General features: G+C 53.1%; 16 protein-coding genes, 1 tRNA gene and 1 riboswitch. Of the genes, 6 read left to right on the forward strand and 11 right to left on the reverse strand.

Features of this window, described 5'->3' with window-relative positions; all coding sequences use genetic code 11:
* The first annotated feature begins 9 nt into the window (after window positions 1-9).
* Entirely contained in the window at window positions 10-1083 is a 1074-nt protein-coding gene (locus HK24_RS07560; protein ID WP_086633970.1) for an alkene reductase, read from the forward strand.
* A 59-nt stretch (window positions 1084-1142) separates the two neighbouring features.
* On the opposite strand, the gene HK24_RS07565 is transcribed toward HK24_RS07560, so the two are convergent.
* Entirely contained in the window at window positions 1143-3113 is a 1971-nt protein-coding gene (locus HK24_RS07565) for a Hint domain-containing protein (RefSeq protein WP_233126169.1), read from the reverse strand.
* Between the two features lie 263 nt (window positions 3114-3376).
* Complete coding sequence (gene rlmB, locus HK24_RS07570) at window positions 3377-4183, reverse strand: 23S rRNA (guanosine(2251)-2'-O)-methyltransferase RlmB (RefSeq protein ID WP_233126170.1); 807 nt, start codon at window positions 4181-4183, stop codon at window positions 3377-3379.
* A gap of 70 nt (window positions 4184-4253) precedes the next feature.
* Here rlmB and HK24_RS07580 point away from each other — a divergent pair.
* Both HK24_RS07580 and HK24_RS07585 read left to right on the forward strand, forming a co-directional pair.
* Window positions 4254-4339: transfer RNA gene (locus tag HK24_RS07580), tRNA-Tyr, on the forward strand.
* A 404-nt stretch (window positions 4340-4743) separates the two neighbouring features.
* Entirely contained in the window at window positions 4744-4995 is a 252-nt protein-coding gene (locus tag HK24_RS07585) for a hypothetical protein (protein WP_086633972.1), read from the forward strand.
* An 89-nt stretch (window positions 4996-5084) separates the two neighbouring features.
* Here HK24_RS07585 and HK24_RS07590 read toward each other — a convergent pair whose 3' ends face one another.
* From HK24_RS07590 to HK24_RS07605, 4 genes are all read right to left on the reverse strand, one after another.
* Complete coding sequence (locus HK24_RS07590) at window positions 5085-6203, reverse strand: SMP-30/gluconolactonase/LRE family protein (protein ID WP_086633973.1); 1119 nt, start codon at window positions 6201-6203, stop codon at window positions 5085-5087.
* 108 nt (window positions 6204-6311) lie between these two features.
* The gene (locus HK24_RS07595) at window positions 6312-7535 is read right to left on the reverse strand and encodes a DUF2075 domain-containing protein (RefSeq protein ID WP_086633974.1); all 1224 of its coding nucleotides are present in this window, start codon (window positions 7533-7535) and stop codon (window positions 6312-6314) included.
* Window positions 7519-7998: a Cys-tRNA(Pro) deacylase gene (ybaK, locus tag HK24_RS07600; protein ID WP_086633975.1), complete on the reverse strand. Its 480-nt coding sequence runs from the start codon at window positions 7996-7998 to the stop codon at window positions 7519-7521. The genes HK24_RS07595 and ybaK overlap by 17 nt, the downstream gene beginning before the upstream one ends.
* Window positions 7999-8202: 204 nt before the next feature.
* A complete protein-coding gene (locus HK24_RS07605; protein ID WP_198942088.1) occupies window positions 8203-9291 on the reverse strand; it encodes a purine nucleoside permease in 1089 nt (362 codons plus the stop codon).
* Window positions 9292-9638: 347 nt separating this feature from the next.
* On the opposite strand from HK24_RS07605, the gene HK24_RS07610 reads away from it, so the two are divergent.
* On the forward strand, window positions 9639-12023 hold the full coding sequence (locus tag HK24_RS07610) for a TonB-dependent receptor (RefSeq protein ID WP_086633976.1): 2385 nt from the start codon (window positions 9639-9641) through the stop codon (window positions 12021-12023).
* Window positions 12024-12129: 106 nt separating this feature from the next.
* Window positions 12130-12211, forward strand: a riboswitch (Fluoride riboswitch).
* Between the two features lie 36 nt (window positions 12212-12247).
* Complete coding sequence (locus HK24_RS07615) at window positions 12248-13564, forward strand: voltage-gated chloride channel family protein (RefSeq protein ID WP_233126171.1); 1317 nt, start codon at window positions 12248-12250, stop codon at window positions 13562-13564.
* Between the two features lie 2 nt (window positions 13565-13566).
* Here the strand turns inward: HK24_RS07615 and HK24_RS07620 are convergent, their stop codons facing one another.
* Genes HK24_RS07620 through HK24_RS07635 form a run of 4 tightly spaced genes read right to left on the reverse strand, consistent with a single transcriptional unit; the run spans window position 13567 to window position 17777 of the window.
* A complete protein-coding gene (locus HK24_RS07620) occupies window positions 13567-13860 on the reverse strand; it encodes a hypothetical protein (protein ID WP_233126172.1) in 294 nt (97 codons plus the stop codon).
* Window positions 13857-15320 carry a PepSY domain-containing protein gene (locus HK24_RS07625; protein ID WP_086633978.1) on the reverse strand — a complete coding sequence of 488 codons (1464 nt, stop codon included), beginning with the start codon at window positions 15318-15320 and terminating at the stop codon, window positions 13857-13859. The genes HK24_RS07620 and HK24_RS07625 overlap by 4 nt, the downstream gene beginning before the upstream one ends.
* The gene (locus tag HK24_RS07630) at window positions 15317-15640 is read right to left on the reverse strand and encodes a hypothetical protein (protein ID WP_233126173.1); all 324 of its coding nucleotides are present in this window, start codon (window positions 15638-15640) and stop codon (window positions 15317-15319) included. Before HK24_RS07630 ends, HK24_RS07625 begins: the two co-directional genes overlap by 4 nt.
* Window positions 15594-17777: a TonB-dependent siderophore receptor gene (locus HK24_RS07635; protein ID WP_233126174.1), complete on the reverse strand. Its 2184-nt coding sequence runs from the start codon at window positions 17775-17777 to the stop codon at window positions 15594-15596. The genes HK24_RS07630 and HK24_RS07635 overlap by 47 nt, the downstream gene beginning before the upstream one ends.
* Window positions 17778-18131: 354 nt before the next feature.
* On the opposite strand from HK24_RS07635, the gene galE reads away from it, so the two are divergent.
* Complete coding sequence (gene galE, locus HK24_RS07640) at window positions 18132-19118, forward strand: UDP-glucose 4-epimerase GalE (protein ID WP_086633980.1); 987 nt, start codon at window positions 18132-18134, stop codon at window positions 19116-19118.
* Between the two features lie 32 nt (window positions 19119-19150).
* Here the strand turns inward: galE and HK24_RS07645 are convergent, their stop codons facing one another.
* Window positions 19151-20593: an LTA synthase family protein gene (locus HK24_RS07645; protein WP_086633981.1), complete on the reverse strand. Its 1443-nt coding sequence runs from the start codon at window positions 20591-20593 to the stop codon at window positions 19151-19153.
* Window positions 20594-20672 lie beyond the last annotated feature (79 nt).

Below are 20672 nucleotides of genomic sequence, written 5' to 3' on the forward strand. Positions count from 1 at the left end.
TACCCTTTCATGCCCGATCTTTTTGATCCCATTGAACTTGGTGGATTTTCGGCAAAAAACCGCATTTTCATGTCTCCCCTCACGAGAGCGCGTGCGGGCCGGGACGCTGTTCCGACAGCGATCATGGCAAAGTATTACGCGCAGAGAGCGGAGGCCGGCCTCATCATCACAGAGGCAACAGGCATCTCCCGCGAAGGTCTGGGCTGGCCCTACGCGCCGGGCATCTGGTCAGATGAGCAGGTTGAGGCGTGGAAGCCTATCACGAAGGCTGTCCATGACAGGGGTGGGCGGATTGTCTGCCAGCTCTGGCATATGGGCCGGATGGTACATTCATCCGTCACGGGCCTGCAGCCGGTCGCACCTTCGCCCACCACGGCGCCAGGTCAGTCTCACACCTATGATGGCAAGCAGCCCTATGAAGAGGCGCGCGCGCTGAGACTGGACGAAATTCCCCGTATTCTGGCGGAATATGAGCGCGCATCTCAAAATGCGATCAAGGCCGGCTTTGATGGCATTCAGCTTCACGCGGCCAATGGCTATCTGATTGACGAATTCCTGAAAGATGGAACCAATCATCGGACAGATGAGTACGGCGGATCGCCTGAAAATAGAATCCGGCTTCTCTCCCAGGTAACGGAACGGATCATCTCGACCATTGGTGGAGAGAGAACTGGGGTCAGGCTTTCTCCGAACGGAGACACGCAGGGATGCCTTGATTCCGCACCGGAAACCGTCTTCGTGCCAGCGGCTGCCGAACTGGAGCGTCTGGGTGTGGCGTGGCTTGAACTGCGTGAACCTGGGCCGAACGGAACATTTGGCAAGACAGATCAGCCGCCGGTTTCTCCGCAAATTCGGAAAGTGTTCCGACGTCCGCTGGTGTTGAACCAGGATTACACGTTTGAAAGCGCTCAGGATGCTGTCCGTGAGGGGCGGGCCGATGCCATTGCCTTTGGACGCAAATTTATTTCAAACCCGGACCTGCCGACACGCTTTGCACAAGGTCTGCCGCTTCAGGCCGATGATATGGCGACGTGGTATAGCCGCGGGGAGCATGGATATACGGATTACTCGTTCGCTGAGTAATCCTGAAAAAGCCGGGACGACGTGTCGTCCCGGCTATCTTGGCGGAAATGGATGATGTCTTAGGCGAAGAGCGATTCAGCGCGCTGCTGGTCTTGATCTTCCAGCAGATACGGTCCTCCCGCCAGAACTTCGATAGCCAGCATCCCAAGGCTATTGGCTGAGCGTTCTCCCAATGGAAGAACAGCATTACCATTCGTCCAGCGAATGTTGCCCTCTTCGACAGGATACCAACCTGCAAGATCACTTTCGGACTTCTTGGCAGAGAGGCAGATTGATTTGCCGGAGTCATAGAAGGTGACATCACCAACGCAAACGCCGAGCTGTCGCCGATCGTCAACGAATGGACCGACTGTATCGCAAGGGCGGCTGGAGCGTGACACCAGTCGTACCGATGTTACGGCAGAAGGGATCATGAATAGAACACGCCCACCCGTGATGCGGGTTTGATGAATAAGCAGGCCGGTGTCCGAAACGAGATGAAAATCTGAATTCATCGTCATGGCAACAGGTGGTGTTTGACCTGGAATGCGGAGCTGTTTCGCGCGCTGTAGAATTCTCTCAAAGAGCGGCTGCACGAAACCGCGTGCCACCGTCAGGGAGGCTGCTGCATCGTTAACCCAGTCTTTGGGTTGATCCGATTTCGTTCGGCCTGAAATAACAGTCACGTTTCCATTCTGGCGGAAATGACGGCGATTTCCGGTATCCAGATAACTCTCAGTTAACATGCCATCAGCCATGATGACTGAGTGGTCTTCAGTCTCTATGTGGAAATAGGTGTAGCTGGTGATGCTGCGGTCGTAGAAAATGGATCGTCCGTTAACCAGCATGCGGGCAGGTACAAAGCTACCGTTAAAGAACAGGCAGTGCTCTGGCGTTATGAGAAGATCCTTGTAGGGAACACCTTCTGCAATGGCATCTTTCAGAATACGGACAGGATATCCTGCTTGATCGTCTGGAAGATCGGCTTTCGTATTAACGTGAGTGTGACCTGCCCAGATAACTTTAACGTTTTTTTGTGATTGACCGTTATAGGCCAACACGACGTCGCCAACGTCAATATCTTGGACGGCCCTGTCACCAGATGGTGTTGCAATCATGGAATCTGCAAGGAAGCAAACACCGACATAAGTATTTCCGCTATTGTAGGTAACAGAAAGCGGGTTATTTTCGGTGGAATTAACGGAATTATATGTGCCGTTAGCAAGGGTGACGCCTGATGCTAAGGAAACACTATATTCAGCGACTTCTGTTCCATCGCTTCCATATAATGTTATAGTTTTCGTTGAATCTCCGGAGACTGTATACTTTGTTATGGCAGCTACGGTGTTCTGAAGCTCAATTGTGTCTTTGGATGGATCGTAGTTCTGGATTGTTGTCGCTGCCAGTGATCCTGAGGCCAGCAGGCTGATAGCCGTTTTACCACCGTTTAGAATAAGCGTGCCGCCGCCAGTTCCAAATGAGACGGTCGATCCTTCCAGAGCACTCGCCAGTGCGGCCCCAGTATTGAATGTACCGCCATACTCAATATTGACAGTGGAGCCATTCAAAGCGCCAACGAGTGCGCTTCCGCTGCTTCCAGTAAGTGTGGCGGTACCGCCAGCAACGTTAATGGTTGATCCCGTGACGAGATTGGCCAGGCCGGATATGGATGTTGTGCCGCCAATGTAATAAGTATTTGCTGTCGCGGCACCCACGCCAATAATGAAGTCGCCCGTTGCTCCCGGTACGCTGACGTATGTTCCGACACTGAGAAGATTCAAGAGAACGCTGGAATCTGATGAGCCGGTGATGACATCTCCTGAAGCAAGAAGCTGGACAAGCCCAAGAATGTTTACGCCGCGGTTAATATCAGTTGCGTTCAGTAATTCTGTGCCGTCTGGCGCTGTAATGGTAACATCGTATGAGTTATATACAGAGGGAAGTAAGGAAGTATTTGTAACTGTATAAGTTACTCCAGAACTTGTTTTATAAACTTGAGCGCTGGCCATGTTTCTTCTCCTGCTTGTTTCATGATTTCCATGAGCAAACATTAGCTGCCGACATAATAGTCGTCGCTTTCGATACATGCGCAAGCTAGCAGTTAGAAATTTATTAATGCAAACCTTAATGTGATGAAATTTGACGATAATGGGGCATTTTCACAGGATCGTGATTAGAAAGTGGCTAAATTCGTTAAAATACATTATTCGTTATCAATTAGGTAACAAATATTATCTTTGACCCGATCAATCAGTAAGGATGTCGATGATCTCTTACTGATTGATTTTTATAGGTTATTTCCGGAATGGTCCTGTTAGTTCTGAGGACGTGCCAGTTCATACAGAGCAACAGCTGCTGCATTGGACACGTTCAGGCTTTCCATGTTCCCAGGCATATAAACGCTGGAAATCTCGTCACAGGTGTCCCGAGTCAGTCTGCGTAGCCCTGCACCTTCTGCACCAAGAACCAGAGCAACACGGCGTGTACCAAAGCTGCTTCCGTCGAGCCTTGATCCGCCGGCGTCCAGTCCGACAACCCAGACGTCCTGCGACTGGAGGGTTGCGAGCGCGCGCGACAGGTTCACTTCCCGGATAATGGGAACAAGATCCAGAGCGCCTGATGCCGCCTTGGCCATGGCACCGCTTTCCTGCGGGGTATTGCGATCCTGAACAAGCAGCGCACAGGCGCCGAATGCGGCAGCGGAACGTAAGATGGCGCCGATGTTCCGAGGATCTGTAACCTGATCCAGCACAAGAATTGGGCCGGGCCGTTCAAGTGCTTCATGAATGGTTGGCGGTTCGAGGGCTTCGACCCTAAGGCAGACGCCCTGATGAACGGCGTCACGCTCGCACAGGCGATCCAGTCGTTCGCGGTCAACGATCTGGGGTTGAGCGCGGAGAGACTGACTGAACGATGATGCGGCTTCTCGTGTTGCGAGAAACTCGAGAATGGTTCGGTCGGGATTATTGAGTGCGGCTTCTACGGCATGGTGGCCATAGATCCAGTATCCGGAGGCAGGTTTGCCTGAACGGGAGGAGCGCTCGGCATTGCCGGAACGTTGAGGGCCTCTGTCCCCAGAGTGGGACGGGGCGGCGGATCGGGAGTTTGGTCGTCTGGACATGAAAAAATCATATAATCGACGATAGGCGATTGACATAGCCGTTCATCCGCCATATTCCAACCGCCGACCCGGAGAGGTGCCCGAGTGGCTAAAGGGGGCGGACTGTAAATCCGCTGGCGTACGCCTACGTTGGTTCGAATCCAACTCTCTCCACCAGGTCTTTTCTTCCAAGAAAATCAATTATTTTGCAGCGTGGACCCCACTCAGTTCTCGCTGTGCGTAGGTCTGACGGCGGTATAGCTTCGTCGAAGGTTGATTAGTGCGAAAGACGCACATTGAAGCGTTCAATTGTACATTTCATCATGACGATAAAATCCAGGTGCCTGGTTAGTCGCTGAGGGGGACATTCAGCGACGCGTTATTAAGTTTTTTTGAGCACCATGGGTTTAAACCTGCATATCGGACTTCAAAGTCCGCATCGGCCGGTTTCTTCTGTCGCTATTGTTTGCGAGTATTTCCTGCGGTCTTGCGAAATTTGTGTGACACAGGCCATTCGCCTTGACGTGTGCTGCTGCGAACCCCCAATTTTTCACGGGATATTCTTTTAGGGGGCACCACTCATGGAAAGACCTTGGTTTGCGGCGAAGCAATATGGTTATGGAGCAGGGCGCGCAATAACATGGGAAGGACGTGTGACCATTCTTGTGTCTATCGGCACGATCCTTCTGAGCAATATGATCATGATGTGGGCCAAAAGCGTGCCCGTTTTTATTATTTCCCTTATCGTGGATCTTGTGTCGGTCGTCGGACTGCTTTGGATTTGTTCGGCTAAAACGGAAGGCGGATGGAAGTGGCGATGGAAAGGCGAATAGCTGTCCCAGCGCATTATGCTTCCGGAAAACGAGTAGGCCGTTGCCGCAGAGCCCAGTGTTTCATTTGGATGCGGCCCCGGGATTAAGAGTTACTTAGGCAAAGTGATTTTTACGACAATATACGGTAATTCCTGCATGTCTTTTCCATTGTGGAAGTCTGGCAACCGCGCCCATTGTCCGATTGTGCAGTACAGGCCGTCTTTTCCGTAGGTCAGGCCATCTGGTTCAATCATACGCGGATCATGGGCCACGACTGACAATGTGCCATCGGGGGCATGCTTCAGGATTGCGTGGCGTTCGTCATCGGTAATGTAGAGAGAGCCGTCAGATCCGGTTGCCATGCCGTCTCCCATCCCGCTTTCTCCTTCATCGAGGACGGAGGCTTCGATGCGCTTTTCTGTGGCTTTCCAGTCAGACAGAATTGACGTGGGCGCCGCATAGAGGCGACGGCTTGTCTGCGGTTGCCAATAGAGCGTTTGCTGGTCTGGGCTGAGGCCAATACCATTGGCGCCCCCTTGGGGCATTTCAGCTTTGGTTGGATTGTATCGGGCTGCTCTGCCATCCATGACAGCGACAAAACCGTTCTCGGGCATGACGGGTTTCGTATTGGCCAGAATGCGGCGCTGGTGCCCGGAAGCAAGGTCCACGACGATCAGCGCCGGATGAGTACCCGTTGAAGTGTCGGTAATAAACGCAGTTCCAGACTTTCCATGTGTCAGGTCAATCCGAACGTCATTGACGTGACTGTCTGGCAAAAGAGCTGGCGCCGACAGGGTCAGAACGTTCAGAACCTTGTTGGTCGTAGGATCGATTTCAAACAGCTTTTGCGCGCCTGTGATCGTTCCTTTGCCTGCCAGCATTCCTTCATCGAGCACCCAGAAGTGCCCTTTTGCATCAACGGTCATGCCGAGAGGGGACACGAAATTCTGTTGTGTTTCGGCACTTGGGAACGGCGTCAGGTGGCCGTCAGCATATGTGGCGAGACGTGGCCCGGAATGGTCTTTGACGCTCCGGGGAAAGCCAAGGACGAGCCGGCCATCTGGCAGTGCGGCAATGCCGGAGGGCTGCGCATCGGTAAAGCGCCCGATGATTTCGACGTTTCCGGACGCGGTGAAACCTTTGTCTGTTGTTTCCGCAGCATGGGCAGTGGAAGCAATTAATGGGGCGCCAACGAGTGCGGCAAGAAGGGCTGGATAGCGAAGTGTCATGAACCAATCTCCTTGCCGCACTGGATCAGAACGCTGTGCGGGTAACAATTCAAGTTAAGTTGAGCGTTAAAGTTCTGGGCTGGAAAGTAATCCTGCAGCAGGCTGGCCCTAGCTGTTGCGTAGTCGCTCTCGAAGCGCGGGGTCATGCGCGTAAAGGTAAAGACCTTTCATCCCACGGGTGAGCAGGACATTCAGCGCATTCAGAATGATGCGTTCTTTCGCCATCTGGGGAGCAACAATTCCGCTCTGTCCCTGAAAGGCAGCACTGTCTTCGTAGTGGGCTGGATCGACGCAGATACTGTCAGTCTGAGCATCATACGACAGGGAAGGGCCTAGAATGACGCCAGCGTAGTTCAGGTCAAAGCCCTGAATTGTATAGACCGAGCCGACTTCGTCGATCGTATCGGGGCGTTCGGCCCAAGGAAGCTTTTCATCGGGTTTTGAGCGATCCCATCGCAGATGGAAACGTCCTTCCTCGATGAAGTGGTCTTCTCCATCCAGCCGATAAGGGTAGTCGTAAGTTGAGAGCAGTCGGCATAGGCCGACTTCGTTATTCCGCTCTTTCAGGTCATCGTAAAGCTGGGCGCAGTCGTCATAAACGCGCAGATCAAAGTCTGGGTCTTGAGGGCGCTTTCCCACGTGTCCCGCTGCAAGTTGGTCCAGCCAATGCCGGACTTCTGGACCCGCTTCGACCCGAAATTGCCTGGTTAAGTGCAGGGTCTTGGTTGCCCGACCCGTTTTGAAACGATCAAGCAGATCCGCAGACCAGTGACTCTTGAATTTCAGCACCTGTAACGGGTCAAACACCACAACGACCACGCGGGCCAACGCCAGAATTTCTTCGAGATGGTTTTGTTGCTGGAAATGATTGTATCGGTCAGCCCGGGTGAGAAGCAGGTGGGCTTCATCGACCAGAACAATGTCTGCCGTCTGATTGGTTTTGTGCAGGCGGTTGATGAACGTCGTAGGTCTGTCGAAATCAGCCTTGCGAAGAGTTGGCGTCTCCGCAGCGACATTACGGTAAAGCTTCAGTATTTCCGGATGATTGACCAGCAGCATGTTGCGGGTGCCCGTCATGGGATCATCTGGGTTCTTTGAGCGTGCCCGTGTCTGAATTGCGTTGAAAATTGCATTGAGGACAACGCTCTTCCCTGTGCCGGCAGCGCCTTCAATGATGAGGAGCGCGCTCTGATCTGACAGATGCGCGGAACAGAAAGAGAGGACGTCGTTTAAAAGATCCTTCTGCTCAGCCGACAAGTGACGCGACAGGGAAAATTTTGTGATGGCGGCGTTTGTTTGCGTTGAGAAGGCCTTCTCAGTCTGCGGCAACATCGGCCACCTTGGCATCGGTGATACGCTGAGCGTCCGCGGGGGAAATACGCACCACGAACCCTTGATGGCCAGCGTTGATGTAGACGGCTTCCTGTCCCATGGCGTCCTGAGACAGGACCACTGGAATAGCTGTGGTCTGGCCGAAGGGGCTTGTGCCGCCGGATTGATAGCCTGTCAGTTCGTGGGCCTTTTCCGGATTCATCATTCTGGCGTTCCGGCCGCCGAATAAGGCTGCGACCTTCTTCAAATTCAGCTTCTGATGAGCAGGGGCCACGACACAGGCTGGCTGTTTCTTGTCGATTTCGACAACGAGGGTTTTGAGCACACTGCCTGGATCAGCGCCGATGGCATCGGCCGCCTGCATACCGATCAGACCGCCATTCGGATTGTATTCGTAGTCATGCAGACTGAACGGTACGCCCTGTTTTTCAAGAAAAAGAGTGGCGCTGGTTTCTCGGCTCATGTGTGATCCCCCGTCTGGCCGCGAAGCACCTTGCAGGAGCCGTCGAAGGGGGCACGATCAGTCGATAAACATGTCCGGTCGGCGGCTGAAGCGGATAGGCGCTTCCATGTCAGGCTCTTTCACGGAAAAGAGAGTCTGACATGCTGTATGAACCCTCCAGCAAGACTTCGCAATATTATGCCAGCAACAGAAGGCGAGGCTTCTTCAGGGCGTTTGGGTGCCGAATTTGTCCCAGTGTTGCAGGAGTTCATGAATGATGCGGGAGCCCACACGGTATCCATTATCCAAGGCAATTTTTTCTCCGTCATAGCCGCTGTTCATGGATTGGACGGCTGTCATGCCGTGAGGCTGCTCAGTGTAATTTGAGGCGCTACGCAGAACTAGAACGCGGCTGCTGTCCACGCGCCCGGCCTGCCCAAGGCGTGTCAGGGCTTCGAGGATGCCAGAATCTTCCATGTCACTGGACACAAAATGGCTCTTGCCCTGTGTGAGAAGATGTACCCAGTCCCGAGCAAAGCCGGTCATAATCTTGCCATGCCAGAAGGTATCTGAGCCGAAGTCTCCGCCCGTCACGACAACTGGGCGTCCAGCAGCGATGTCGGTTGGTTTGTAGAGCTTGCGCTGGGCTTCGAGTTGCGGAGGATCAGACAGTGTGACGGTCTGGGTCAGGTCATAGGCCCAGTGCACCAGAGACGGATTTAACTGAAATGCGTTATTGTGCTGAATGCTGCCATCGGGCGCATCCCCGCCCGACAGAGCGTATTGATTGGGCTTCTGAGCGGTGATCATGAAATAGCCGTATGGCCATTCTTTCGGTGCTTCCCGCTTGTCGATGTAACGCGTGATGTCTCCAACCACATAGTCCGCGATTGAAACTGAACCGACGGACGCGACGGTGGGATCAAAGCCGGAAATACCATCCACCATCCAGTAAGCATGGCGCAGATCGAATCTCGGGTCCGTTGCGAGGGCCATGACGGATGTCGTTGCCGGAGCAATCGGTGTTCCCGTTACGACGACCAACAGATGATGTTGCGCATCCGTGTAGATTGGATGAATGCCGAGCGGGAACGGAACCTTCTCTGTGAGATGCTCTCCTTCGATCCAGGGCTGGAATTCTCCTGCCCGGTCTCCGGTATCTTCACCAATTTCGTATGTGGTGAGTACGACGGCGCGGATATCCCAAGGCTGTTCTTTGGCTTTGGCCGGCGCTGTTGTGAGTGCGAGTGAGGCCAGGCAGCCCAAGGAAAGGGCGTGTGGCATGATTTGTTGCACAAAAGAGATAAGTTTCATGTATTTCTACCGTCGTTCCGCTCTCATAATGAGGACACCATACAGGAAAGATGTCGAAAAGAAATATTCATCTCCGACAGATGTTCTATTATAGGCAACGGATTGATGCCATTTATAGGTACAGTAATATTTTAAAGTATATATTGGAATATTTGATAATTTACTGTTGTATAAATAAATTATATCAAAATATATATTGTCTATATGTGTGATTTAAAAGACACATACGATAAAAAACCAGAATAAAATTCAAAATATAGGATTGGTAAGTTCTTCGCCTGACTTGCTTTGATCGACGTTCTGAATATTTTCTGCCGCAAAACGACACATCTTAGGATCGCGTGAAGATGAATTTTGGTGCCAGACGTCTCACACTGCTGACAGCCACTGTGCTGGCCGGAGTATTTTGTGATGCAGCAGCCTATGCTGCGGTCTCGCAGGCTCGGGGTAAGCATGCTGCGCCAGTTCATCCTCATGTGGCACCTGCTCATCATCGCACGGCTGTTGATGCCAAGGACGCGGAAGCAATTTCTGTCCGTGTTTCCCGTCAGGCGCTGAATGGTGGCGGCGGCATGATGCGCCACGAAATGGCATCGCACTCGGTTCAGACCGTTACGCGCCAGTATATCGAGATGCAGAGCCCGGCCAGTACGGCGCTGGACATGATCAAGAACCTGCCCAGCGTCACGGTTTCTACTGTCGATAGCTCGGGTATTCTTGGTGGCAAGATCAACAGCCGAAGCCTGACCGATTCAGACATGGGCATTCTGTTGAATGGTGTGCCTGTCGCGACCGCGTATTACCTGAATCAGAACGTTGACACTGAAAACGTCAACATGATCTCCGTTACGCCGGGATCGTCTGCCATTGATCTGCCGGTAACGTCCGCGGCCGCTGGTATCATGGACTCCCAGACCATGACGCCGTCTCATAAGTTCGGCGGCCTGATGGATTTCTCGTACGGCACAAACAACATGTCCCGTGAGTTCCTCCGTGTTGAGAGCGGTGACATCGGCAATTCCGGCATCCGCACGTTTGCGTCCTTCTCCCATACACATGCTCGGAACTGGAATGGGCCAGGGACGAACGAGCGTCGTCATCTCGATTTTGGTGCCGCGAAGGACTTTGAGGATGGCTCTTCCGTCAACCTCTTTGTCTCATGGAACCACCAGTTCACGATGGAGCCGCTCAAGCCGACGGCAAAGCAGTTCTATGACAAGAAAGACGGGATCGGGACGTATAATTACTCGTCCAGCTATGATCCGTCGAACCCGTCAAAATACGGGATGCTGAATGGCAATATGTGGGATCAGGTCTTCGTAACGCTGCCTGTCCACATTCATCTGCCGGCGAAATTCTCTTTCGATTTCAAGCCATATTACGTTTACAACGGTGGCTATACCTATAACGGAAGCCTCTTCAGCGGGTCGGGTCGTAACGCGACCATTGGTCAGGGCGGAACGCCCATTTCCGGCAGTGTGCCTTCAGCCTCCTACTACAGCGTTTATCGTCCACACGCTGGGACGGTGGCGAAGCTGAACTATGATCCGGTTAGCTGGGATCATATGGAGCTGGGATACTGGTTCGATTATCAGGATAATCAGGTCAACAACATGTATTCCGTGTTGCAGACCAATGGCAGCCAGTACTTCCCGTACAACACCTCCAAGGGGCTGTACGTGAATGGAACGCGCTATATGCCGTACCAGGGGGATGCCGGGTGGAAGATCCATTCGCTGTTCTTCCAGAATACGGCCAAGTTCCTGCATGATCGCCTGACGCTGAATGGCGGCATCAAGGTTGCCATGATCAATCGCTGGACGGTCAATGGCGCATCCTCAACGCCGCGCACCGAGCAGAACCAGGTTGTGCCTCTGCCGCAGGTTGGCATCAGCTATCGGATTGATCAGCATAATCTGATCTATGTGAATGCCGAAGGCGACTTCCGCATGCCAGATCCGGGATCGCTGGGGCAGGTCTATGATGCACAGACGGGTGGCTATGTTGGCAATCCGTACAACCCGAAGCCGCAGTATTCGATCAAGGAAGAACTCGGCTGGCGCTTTGATAACGATTACTTCATGACGGATCTGGAGCTGTTCAACTACTCCATTACCAACCGTCTGCTGTCCACGAGCGTTTACATCAACAATCAGGCCATCAGTTCCACCATTAATGCGGGTAACCAGACCGCACGTGGTGTGGACTTCATGATCTCAGCACATCCGTGGCACCATCTCAGCCCATATGTTTCCGTCGAGTATCTGAACGCCACGATGGATTCCAATATCCTCACGACGGGCACCCTGAATGGTCAGACGGTCAGTGATCTGCTGCCGACCAAAGGCAAGACGGCCGTTCAGTCTCCGCATGTGCATGCGAGTGCGGGCCTGACATATGATGATGGTCATTTCTTTGCGAATGGCAGCGTCAGCTACGTATCGTCCCAGTATTCGACGTTTATGAACGACGAGAAAATCCCAGGGTATCTGACGGACAATCTGTCACTGGGTTATCGCTTCAACTCCTACGGCCGGTTCAAGGCACCGAAATTCCAGCTGAATTTCAGCAATCTGGGCGGCGATTTCGTCCGGACTGGCGCCTACAGCCTCGTGTCCAATGCCAAGGCAGCCAAGGGTGTTTACGGCAGTACGATCAGTGCCAGCGGAACGCCGACCTATTATCTTTATCCGCGCTTCAGTGTGACAGGGAACATCTCTGTAGGGTTCTGATCTGGCGGCGATATGCATTTGAGAGAAGGACGGCTCTTCCCGGAAACTGGGAGGGCCGTTTTTTTTGTATTGCGAGGATGACAGCGCTGGCTTTGAACGCTAGCATTTCGACAACGGCAATGGATTCTGCCTGACCATACTGGTCGAACCGCTCTCCTCCGCGAGATGCTGATGATTCCTGTCAAACTCGCTTCTTCAGAAGCATGACAGGAGAATTGCGTCCGATGCCTGCTTTCCATAATTTTCCCCGCGTGGCTGTGACGACATTGCGATGGGGCTTTCTGCTTCTGCTGCTGGGCGGAAGTGTCGGATCTGTTTGTGCCCTGTTTCTCTGGTTGTTGGACCAGGCCACGGACATACGGTTTGAGGCCCCTTGGCTGATCTTTGGCCTTCCGCTGGCCGGAGTGGGCGTTGCGCTGTTGTATCAGTGGTTTGGCGGGAAATCAGCCGCCGGCAATAACCTGATTATTGATGAAATTCATAAGCCGGGTGGAGGCGTCCCTTTCCGCATGGCGCCTTTGGTTTTGTTTGGAACGGTTGTCAGTCATCTTTTCGGCGCATCGGTTGGTCGGGAAGGAACGGCCGTTCAGATCGGAGGAAGCTTTGCCGCTGCGATTGGGCGCCTGTTCCGGCTGCACGTGCAGGACATGCGCCTGTTGCTCATGGCGGGGATTGCCGCAGGTTTTGGTGCCGTTTTCGGAACGCCTGTTGCAGGGGCTGTTTTCGGACTGGAAGTTCTGACGCTCGGCCGGCTTGATTATGCAGCTCTGCTGCCGGTCGCGGTGGCCTCGATTGTCGCAGACTGGACGTGTCATGCATGGGGTATCCATCATGCCGTTTATCATATCGGCTTTCGGGGGATCGCCGCGGCAGACGGTTCCATGTTTCACGTCAACGCCGTTTTGCTGGTGAAGGTCGGTTTTGCTGCCGTGTGTTTCGGTCTGGCAAGCCGGGCATTTGCGGACGGTGTTCATCGCCTTGCAGGCGTTTTCCAGCGCCTTTGTCCATCAGCCTGGATACGGCCTGCAATTGGTGGGGTGCTGACGTTGCTGCTGGTCTGGATACTCGGAACGCGAGATTATCTTGGCCTCGGCACTGTCTCACATGTGGAGGGCGGGGCGAGCATTCTGAACTTCTTTGGGGCTGGATATTATCCCTGGAGCTGGCTCTGGAAATTGGTCTTCACTCTTGTCGCATTGGCAACCGGCTTCAAAGGCGGCGAAGTGACGCCCCTTTTCTTTATCGGGGCGGGTTTGGGCAACGCATTGTCCCCTCTGCTGGGTGTGCCGGTTGATCTTCTGGCAGGGGTGGGGTTCGTGGCCGTGTTTGCCGGGGCGGCCAATACACCTCTCGCCTGTACATTCATGGCGGTGGAGCTCTTCGGCGCGACCGATGTGATTTATTACGCGACTGGTTGTTTCATCGCCTATCTCGTGTCCGGCCATACCGGCATCTATCTTTCCCAAAGGATCGGGACGCCCAAACTGGCTCTTTTCTCAAAAGAGCAGGGGCAGTCGCTGCGAGATGTCTGTAGTCGTTAAAGCTATTTCCGGCGTGGCGGATTTTTCTTGGCGTTCAATGTCGTGCAGAGCAGGGCTGCCAGCAACATTTCTACACTGAGCAGGCCAAGCCATGTGATGACATCAATGATGGGCGTTTGCGATCCATGGAGCTGAAGCATCAGGCTTAAACCCAACAGTGCGAAGCCTGTCAGTCTTAGGCCGAGCAGATAGGACGCCGACGTGGCTTTTTTGAAGAAAATGCCGCTGCCACGAGCAGAGCCCGCCGCCATCAACAGGATGGAAATCTGCCCACACAGCAGCGTCGCCCCCATCATGGGGAAAGTCTTTTCTTGCGATAGGTATTGATGGCGGCATAGGCGAACGATCCGGCAAAAAGTGCCGCCGTTACACTTGTCGCGGCGCTGACACTATCACGCCATGGCGCCCCCAATGCCGCTACGGCCAGACATGCCAAGGCGCAGGCAGCCAGAAGTTCGGTCCAGGCTGCTTCTGATTTGCGGAACAGGGCGAAAATCAGGGCGAGAGCCCAGATGATGAAAACACACTGAATTTCATGATCTTCCCGTCCTGGAAGGCCAGCCGGGAGGATACGGTTTGCAAGGAAATAGGATGCAAACGCCAGCGAAAGCCCGGCCAGAACCCCGACATTCAGGCGTTCTGTCAGCACGTGTCCGAGATGAGGGTTGCTTCTCAGGCGTTTGATTGTCCAGAGGCGCATTCCGCTTCCGATGACAGCAGTCAGCATCAGCCCGCATACAAAATAAAGCCACCGCGTCACACTTGGCGCAAAGCGTGCGACGTGAAGACCATAAAGGAATGTGTAAGCACCAATGAGCGGCCGTTTTTCCACATGCTCGCTGAGAAGATGGCCGTTCGTGCCGTCAAAATTCAGGGTGTGGGATGTCGTGCTGACGGTGTTCGTGTTGCCTGATGTGATGGTGATGACTGACGCCTGATCGGTCGGGTTGAAGATATAGATCTGTGCGATGCCGGCTTCACCGATGCGTTTTTCCGCATCCTGAAGAACGGGAAGGATGGGCGCGAGATGGCCCGGATGGCCGCTGGGCGGACGGGCATCGAGGGCTGGATTCAGGTCTGTGTACGTGGCCATCAGGTCATGTTTGTAAACGGCCTGCGTGCTCCACGGAAGAAGCAGGGTTCCGAGCGTAACGGCGCCTGTGAAGGAGATCATAAGGTGAAATGGTAGAGCCAGAACGCCTAGAAGATTGTGAGCGTCCAGCCAGCTTCTTTGCCCCTTCCCAGGGCGGAATGTGAAGAAATCCGCGAAGATCCTGCGGTGAATAATGACGCCGGAAATCAGGCCGACGACAAGGGCCAGCGCGGCGATGGCGGCGATCAGGCGCCCAAACGGGTAAGGGAGTTGAAGCTCGAAATGGAAGCGGTAGAAAAACTCCCCGCCAAAGGTTTGTCGAATACCGTCAGGGCTGCCGGTTTGCGGGCTGAGTGCTTTTTGCAAATACACGCCTTTGGGGTCAGACCAGACCCCTAGCGTGAATGGCTCCTGCTGTGTCGGTGCATTCAGATACCAGGCCGGAGATGTCGGGGCATTCTGTGTGAGCCACTCTACGGCGTGAGCGCTTGCTTCAATGGGGGAGATACTGGTGGCGCTCAGTTCTGGCCGCATCCAGACGCTGATTTCCTGCCGGAACACACTCAGCGTTCCAGACAGGGCAATTGCGAAAAGAACCCATCCTGTTATCAGCCCAAGGCCTGTGTGCAGCCAGGCCATGGAAGCGCGAAAATTACTTTTCACGGCCTCCAGCCCTCTAAAAGAGCCAGTCCTCCCGTAAGGAGTGTCGCAAGCAGCGTGACGCCAAAAGCTTTGCGACCATCGGCAACGCCAAAGCAGGCCATGAACGTAACCGGCCAGACCAGCAGGCCGACAAGGATGCCGGCCATAGCGCAATCTGCGCGGGAGAGGGAGAGCCAGAGGCTCAGGCAGATCCCTCCAAGCGCTGACAATGCGTATCCGCCGGGCAATGCCGCCAGTAAACGCAATGTCAGATGCTGGCGCGCCGGACCGGACTTACCAGGTGTAGCCAACGCTCGCCTGTGCGTTGCGGCGTTCGCCATAATAGCAGAATTCCTGATTGTAAGAGGCGTAAGCAAGGCAGTTCGCCACATAGTTCTTATCAAACAGGTTGCGGACACTGGCCGCAACTGTCCAGCCATGCAGTCTGTGGGACAGGTTGTTGAGATCGTAGCGGATGGAACCGTCAAAGAGCGCATACTGCGGAATCCAGACGCTGCCATAGGATGCTTCGCCACCATAGGTCTTGGCAGAATATCGCATACCGCCGCCAAAGCCGAAGCCCTTCAGAGGGCCGGATGGCATCGTGTAGAAAACAAACAGGGAGGAATTCCCTTTGCCCGATTGCATCAGGGGCTTGCCGGTTGAATCGTCACGGACTTTCTGGAAGCTGACGGATGCTGTGACCATCAGGTTCTTATATGGCTCAGCATGTGCTTCGAACTCGAAACCATCTGAATGAACCAGACCACTGGCGGTGCTGTAACCCGTATTCCCAACGGCAACCAGAACGTTGGTTTGTTCGATGTGAAAACCGGTTGCAGTCAGCAGGATGCTGGTTCCCGGAACCTGATATTTCACACCGCCTTCAAGCTGTTTGCCGAGAGACGGGGCAGCCTGATGCATGGTCTTTCCGCCATCGCTGGACACGGCGCCGGACTGTGGTTGGAAAGATGTGGAATAGCTGATGTACGGCGCAAGGCCGAAATCAAAATGATAGAGGCCGGAGGCGCGCCAGGTAATCTGGCTGGGGCTCTGACGGCTGTCTGAATTGTAGTTAGACTCAACCTGATGGGAGCGATACCAGTCGTTGCGGATGCTGCCCGTCAGGATCAGGCGGTCCCAGCGGATCTCATCCTGCCCATAAGCGCCCACCTGATGGGAGTCCGTCCGATAGTTGACCCATGGAGACATTGGATCAATGGCCATTTTGTAGTTCGGATGAAAGACGTTCAGGTCAGGCGCTGCGCCATAAAATCCGACTTCTGTGGCGCTCTGCTGCATGTAATCAAAGCCGAACATCAGCGTGTGGTGCAGCGGGCCTGTCCGGACTTTGCCTTTGAACTGGCTATCAAACGCCAGGTTGTGGGTGCGTTCGTATGTCTCGATTGCTGAGCGGGCCAGCGTATCGTCGCTGACATAATACCCCATGTCATAGACGCTGCGGTATTGGGTCTTCACATCGTCATAACGGCCGCGAGACGTGAAGCTCCAGTCATTATTGAATGTATGATTGAAGATGTAGGTGATGGCCCCTTGGCGACGATTGTATTTTTCGAAGGATGAATCACCGTCATAGAAGTTTCTGGGCAGATAGCCGTATGGCGCCCGCTTGAGCGAGCCTACCAATGGGACGCCACCATAAGTCCCGTTCTCAGGGTCGTACTGGTAATTTCCAAGCAACGTGAGAGTTGTTGGCCCATTCCCGCCGAAGGTCACCGCAGGGCTGATGGAAAAGCGGCGGCTTCCTGTGCGGGTTAGCTGTGTGTGTTGCCCGTTAACGGTGCCGTAGAGCCGATACCGAACAAACCCATTGTCTGTTGCATACCCGCCGACATCTGCATCGACGCGATAAAGGTCGAACATGCCTCCCGTTGTATTGATCCCGCCGTAGGAGCGCTGGTCGGTTGGTAGTTTGCTGGAGAGGGCCGTCAGGCCGCCGGGGCTGGATTGGCCATAGAGTGCAGAGGCGGGACCTTTAAGAATTTCAACTCGATCCAGACGTGATGTATCGGTCTGCGCCACCGCGTATCCTGTGGGGCTGTCCTGAAGTTTCAATCCATCCAGAAACGTTGGGACGGAGAAGCCGCGGAGAGCAAACAGATCGTAACGCGTGCCAACCGCACCGCCGCGCTGGTCCGCAGTGACGCCGGCTGTGTAGCGGACGGCCTGATTGAGGTTCAGAACGCCCCGGACGTCCATCTCATTACGTGTAATGACCGTGACAGACTGAGCCGTCTCGATCAGCGGCGTATCCGATTTCGTTGCAGACGTCGCCACGGTCGCCATTCTGCGTGCCCGTACAGAGATATGCTCCATCTTGGCAGGAGTGGATGTCGACTTCCTGTTCGTATGGTTGTCTGACGTGGTTGTTGTCGTTGTCTGGTCAGCGGCGTGAGCGTGGCTGAAAACAAGGCACAAACCGGCAATAGCAGGGGTTATTCGGGAATTGCTGGGCACGGGACTCACGCGGTGGCTTGATGAAGGAAGCGGGACTATCATTCAAATGATAATTATTCGCAATAAGAATTTTTTGAAAAAAATATTGTTTTCGGGTGAGCATTGTAGGTGAGTAGGTTCAGGTCAAAATTTTTGACGATAAACTATGTTATTTGTTCGTAATTATTATTGTTTGTAATATGTTTTCTTATTTCCGCCCATATTAGAAATTTTCTAATTTATGGTATTTTTAGTTATTTTTTCATTTGAGTGTGGTGGCAGTTTATTTTTATGTGCTCGAAAAAATATTTCTGGTATTTGTGAGCGGGGAATATTTTTGTATCGTGTAATTTACATAATTTCTGGGTAGCCTGGATGCGTTTCCTGATTGTTGGCGGAGCCGGTTTTGTCGGTAGTCATGTCGTTCTTGCTCTGCTCGATGGCGGTCACGATGTTGTCGTTCTTGATAACCTGAGTACTGGCCATCGTGCGGCTCTGTCGGACAGTGTTGGCTTTCACCAGGTCGATCTTCTGGATTTTTCCGCAACAGCTAAAATCGTTGCGCAAGGACCTTGGGATGGCGTGATGCATTTTGCGGCACTTTCAGTTGTCGCAGACAGCATGCGTGAACCCTTGCATTATTTACGTCAGAATTATCTGACTTCGTTAAATCTCATACAGGCCTGTATCGACAATAAAGTTAAGAAATTTATTTTTTCTTCGACCGCTTCACTCTTTGGTGGACCTGAGCGGTTGGAGCCTATTCCAGAGAATGCTGCGGTGCAGCCTGGATCGCCTTACGGTGAGAGCAAGTTTTTCATTGAGCGCGTTTTGCATTGGGCAGATGCTATTCACGGCTTAAGAAGTGCGACACTCCGATATTTTAATGCTGCTGGGGCTGATCCAGCGGGACGTGCCGGCGAAGACCATAATCCCGAAACACATCTTATTCCGTTGACTATCGATGTAGCATTGGGGCGGCGTCCTGCGCTTAAGCTTTTTGGGATAGATTATTCTACTCGGGACGGTTCCTGTATTCGCGATTATATTCACGTTACCGACCTTGCTGACGCACATATCCGTGCGTTGTGTCAGCTCGATAGCCGGAGCGTGGCTTACAATATCGGCACTGGGCGTGGGTATTCAAATTTGGAAATTATCCAGAGCGTAGAGCGGGTCAGTGGGAAGAAAGTCCTATGGGAGGCTGCTCCTCGTCGTGCAGGAGACCCTGCAATGCTTATAGCGAATTCTAATACGTTCCGAAACGAAACCGGCTGGACACCAAGATTTAGCGATCTCGACAGTATTGTTGATACGGCCATGCGATGGCGGAAAAAACACCCACATGGGTATGAAAATTAAATGTATTAGAAAGTTGTATATTTTATATATAATTAATCTGCTTTTGCAAGAATTTTTAAAATCATATCTTGTAATTCTGAGGGGTGTATTGTTGGATTATTGCAAAGTTCCTCACTTTCATGAGTATTATAGGAAAGGGAAATAAAAGGCGTTGACCGTATTTTCGAAGGCGTAACGTATCCCGGAATTGAAGGGCGGTGGTCGCCGAAAAATATGAGATGTGCGGGGCGCCCACAGTCACGCAATGTACGGTCCAGACTCCCCAATAAAGCGTCACCATTCTGAGCGTGGCGTTCCCAGGCCGTTAGGGCATCTGGGGCATCCAGGCGGCCTGCGTCCCATGGGCCATGATTTTCCATGGTCACGACGTAAATCAGTTCCGGCTTTTCAGCCGACACGATGCGGTCGTGAAGGTATTCACCGATTGCCTTGTCGCTGATGTAGGGACCGGCTGTTTCAGCGTGTACAAAATCATCTGGGCCGACGAGTGTGGTAAAGCCTAAGGCAGGCATCAGGCGATCTCGACCGTAGAACCTGAGATCGTGAGGGTGGACGAAAAGCCGTTTTTCATAAAGGGCTGCAAGCCGATTTGGTAACCCAAAGGTATGCTCATCTTGAGCTGTAAGAAAGGGGTCAAAGGCTCGAAAACCAAGCTCCTCCTCACTGCGCCCACAGAGCACAGCATATTCCGTGCGCATTGTGTATGCGCCGAAACCGCTGACGGAGAGCGCCCCATAGTGGTCGGAACTTTTCTTCAGTCGCTCAAAGTTATGGAGGGGAGCAAGTGGATAGTTGGGAACTAGATCTTTGGGATCTGCAAAGGACTCACACTGTACGATGACTAGAAAGGGGGCCGGGTCTATATCTGGTTCCCGTGCGGGCAGTGGCTGGGCAGGGGCCGGTGACGGTGTTGCTCGCCATCTGAGCGTGTAAATGAGCAATACCGGAAGTAATCCGCATCGCACGATGTCTGCTTCAAGATCAGGCCGCAACATAACATTGGAACGCCAGTAAAATTTCCAGCCAGCACTGAGGCCCAGGAGAGAGATCAGCAGTATCAGAAACCCGGCGAAATGAGCTGTAAGTGCAGTAGAAGAAAACGCGATGACGCATCCGAAGACAAGCAATGCAGCAGGTATTAAGATAATCTTCAGAAAAGTCGGGATCGCAGCAAGATAAAAGCGTGGATAACGCAGGAATGAGGCAGCGACCGCCAGGTCAGAGAAAACTAAGGGTTCGCCCAACACTCGAAACTTGATGTTGGAAGCAATGACAAGGGCTAGAAACAATGCGTCCGTGAGAACGCAGGCAACCCAAAAGCCCCCTGTCAACGCAAGTGTTGCGCCGTAAAAAGTCAGGATAGACAGGGTATGAAGTGTGTATCCGCGCCAGCCACTGCGATGTGGCCGAATGAATCTGTCAAATAAGATCGAAAATACGACCGTGCAGCAAAGGGAGAACAGGCAGTTCTTCACAGAAACGACGCAGAAAAAAGATAAATCATGAATTCGAAATCGGCTTTCGGATGCAGCAGGCTTTCAGTTAGAAAGCATG

Source organism: Gluconobacter sp. DsW_058 (genome assembly GCF_002153615.1).
Lineage (GTDB): Bacteria > Pseudomonadota > Alphaproteobacteria > Acetobacterales > Acetobacteraceae > Gluconobacter > Gluconobacter cerinus.

Bases quoted from the DNA above. Each gene is read 5' to 3' on its own strand.
- HK24_RS07560 (WP_086633970.1), top strand. From the start codon at position 10: ATGCCCGATCTTTTTGATCCCATTGAACTTGGTGGATTTTCGGCAAAA.
- rlmB (WP_233126170.1), bottom strand. From the start codon at position 4,183: ATGTCCAGACGACCAAACTCCCGATCCGCCGCCCCGTCCCACTCTGGG.
- HK24_RS07615 (WP_233126171.1), top strand. From the start codon at position 12,248: ATGCCTGCTTTCCATAATTTTCCCCGCGTGGCTGTGACGACATTGCGA.
- galE (WP_086633980.1), top strand. From the start codon at position 18,132: ATGCGTTTCCTGATTGTTGGCGGAGCCGGTTTTGTCGGTAGTCATGTC.
- HK24_RS07610 (WP_086633976.1), top strand. From the start codon at position 9,639: ATGAATTTTGGTGCCAGACGTCTCACACTGCTGACAGCCACTGTGCTG.
- HK24_RS07590 (WP_086633973.1), bottom strand. From the start codon at position 6,203: ATGACACTTCGCTATCCAGCCCTTCTTGCCGCACTCGTTGGCGCCCCA.
- HK24_RS07620 (WP_233126172.1), bottom strand. From the start codon at position 13,860: ATGATGGGGGCGACGCTGCTGTGTGGGCAGATTTCCATCCTGTTGATG.
- HK24_RS07605 (WP_198942088.1), bottom strand. From the start codon at position 9,291: ATGAAACTTATCTCTTTTGTGCAACAAATCATGCCACACGCCCTTTCC.
- HK24_RS07630 (WP_233126173.1), bottom strand. From the start codon at position 15,640: ATGGCGAACGCCGCAACGCACAGGCGAGCGTTGGCTACACCTGGTAAG.
- HK24_RS07565 (WP_233126169.1), bottom strand. From the start codon at position 3,113: ATGTTTGCTCATGGAAATCATGAAACAAGCAGGAGAAGAAACATGGCC.
- HK24_RS07585 (WP_086633972.1), top strand. From the start codon at position 4,744: ATGGAAAGACCTTGGTTTGCGGCGAAGCAATATGGTTATGGAGCAGGG.
- ybaK (WP_086633975.1), bottom strand. From the start codon at position 7,998: ATGAGCCGAGAAACCAGCGCCACTCTTTTTCTTGAAAAACAGGGCGTA.
- HK24_RS07595 (WP_086633974.1), bottom strand. From the start codon at position 7,535: ATGTTGCCGCAGACTGAGAAGGCCTTCTCAACGCAAACAAACGCCGCC.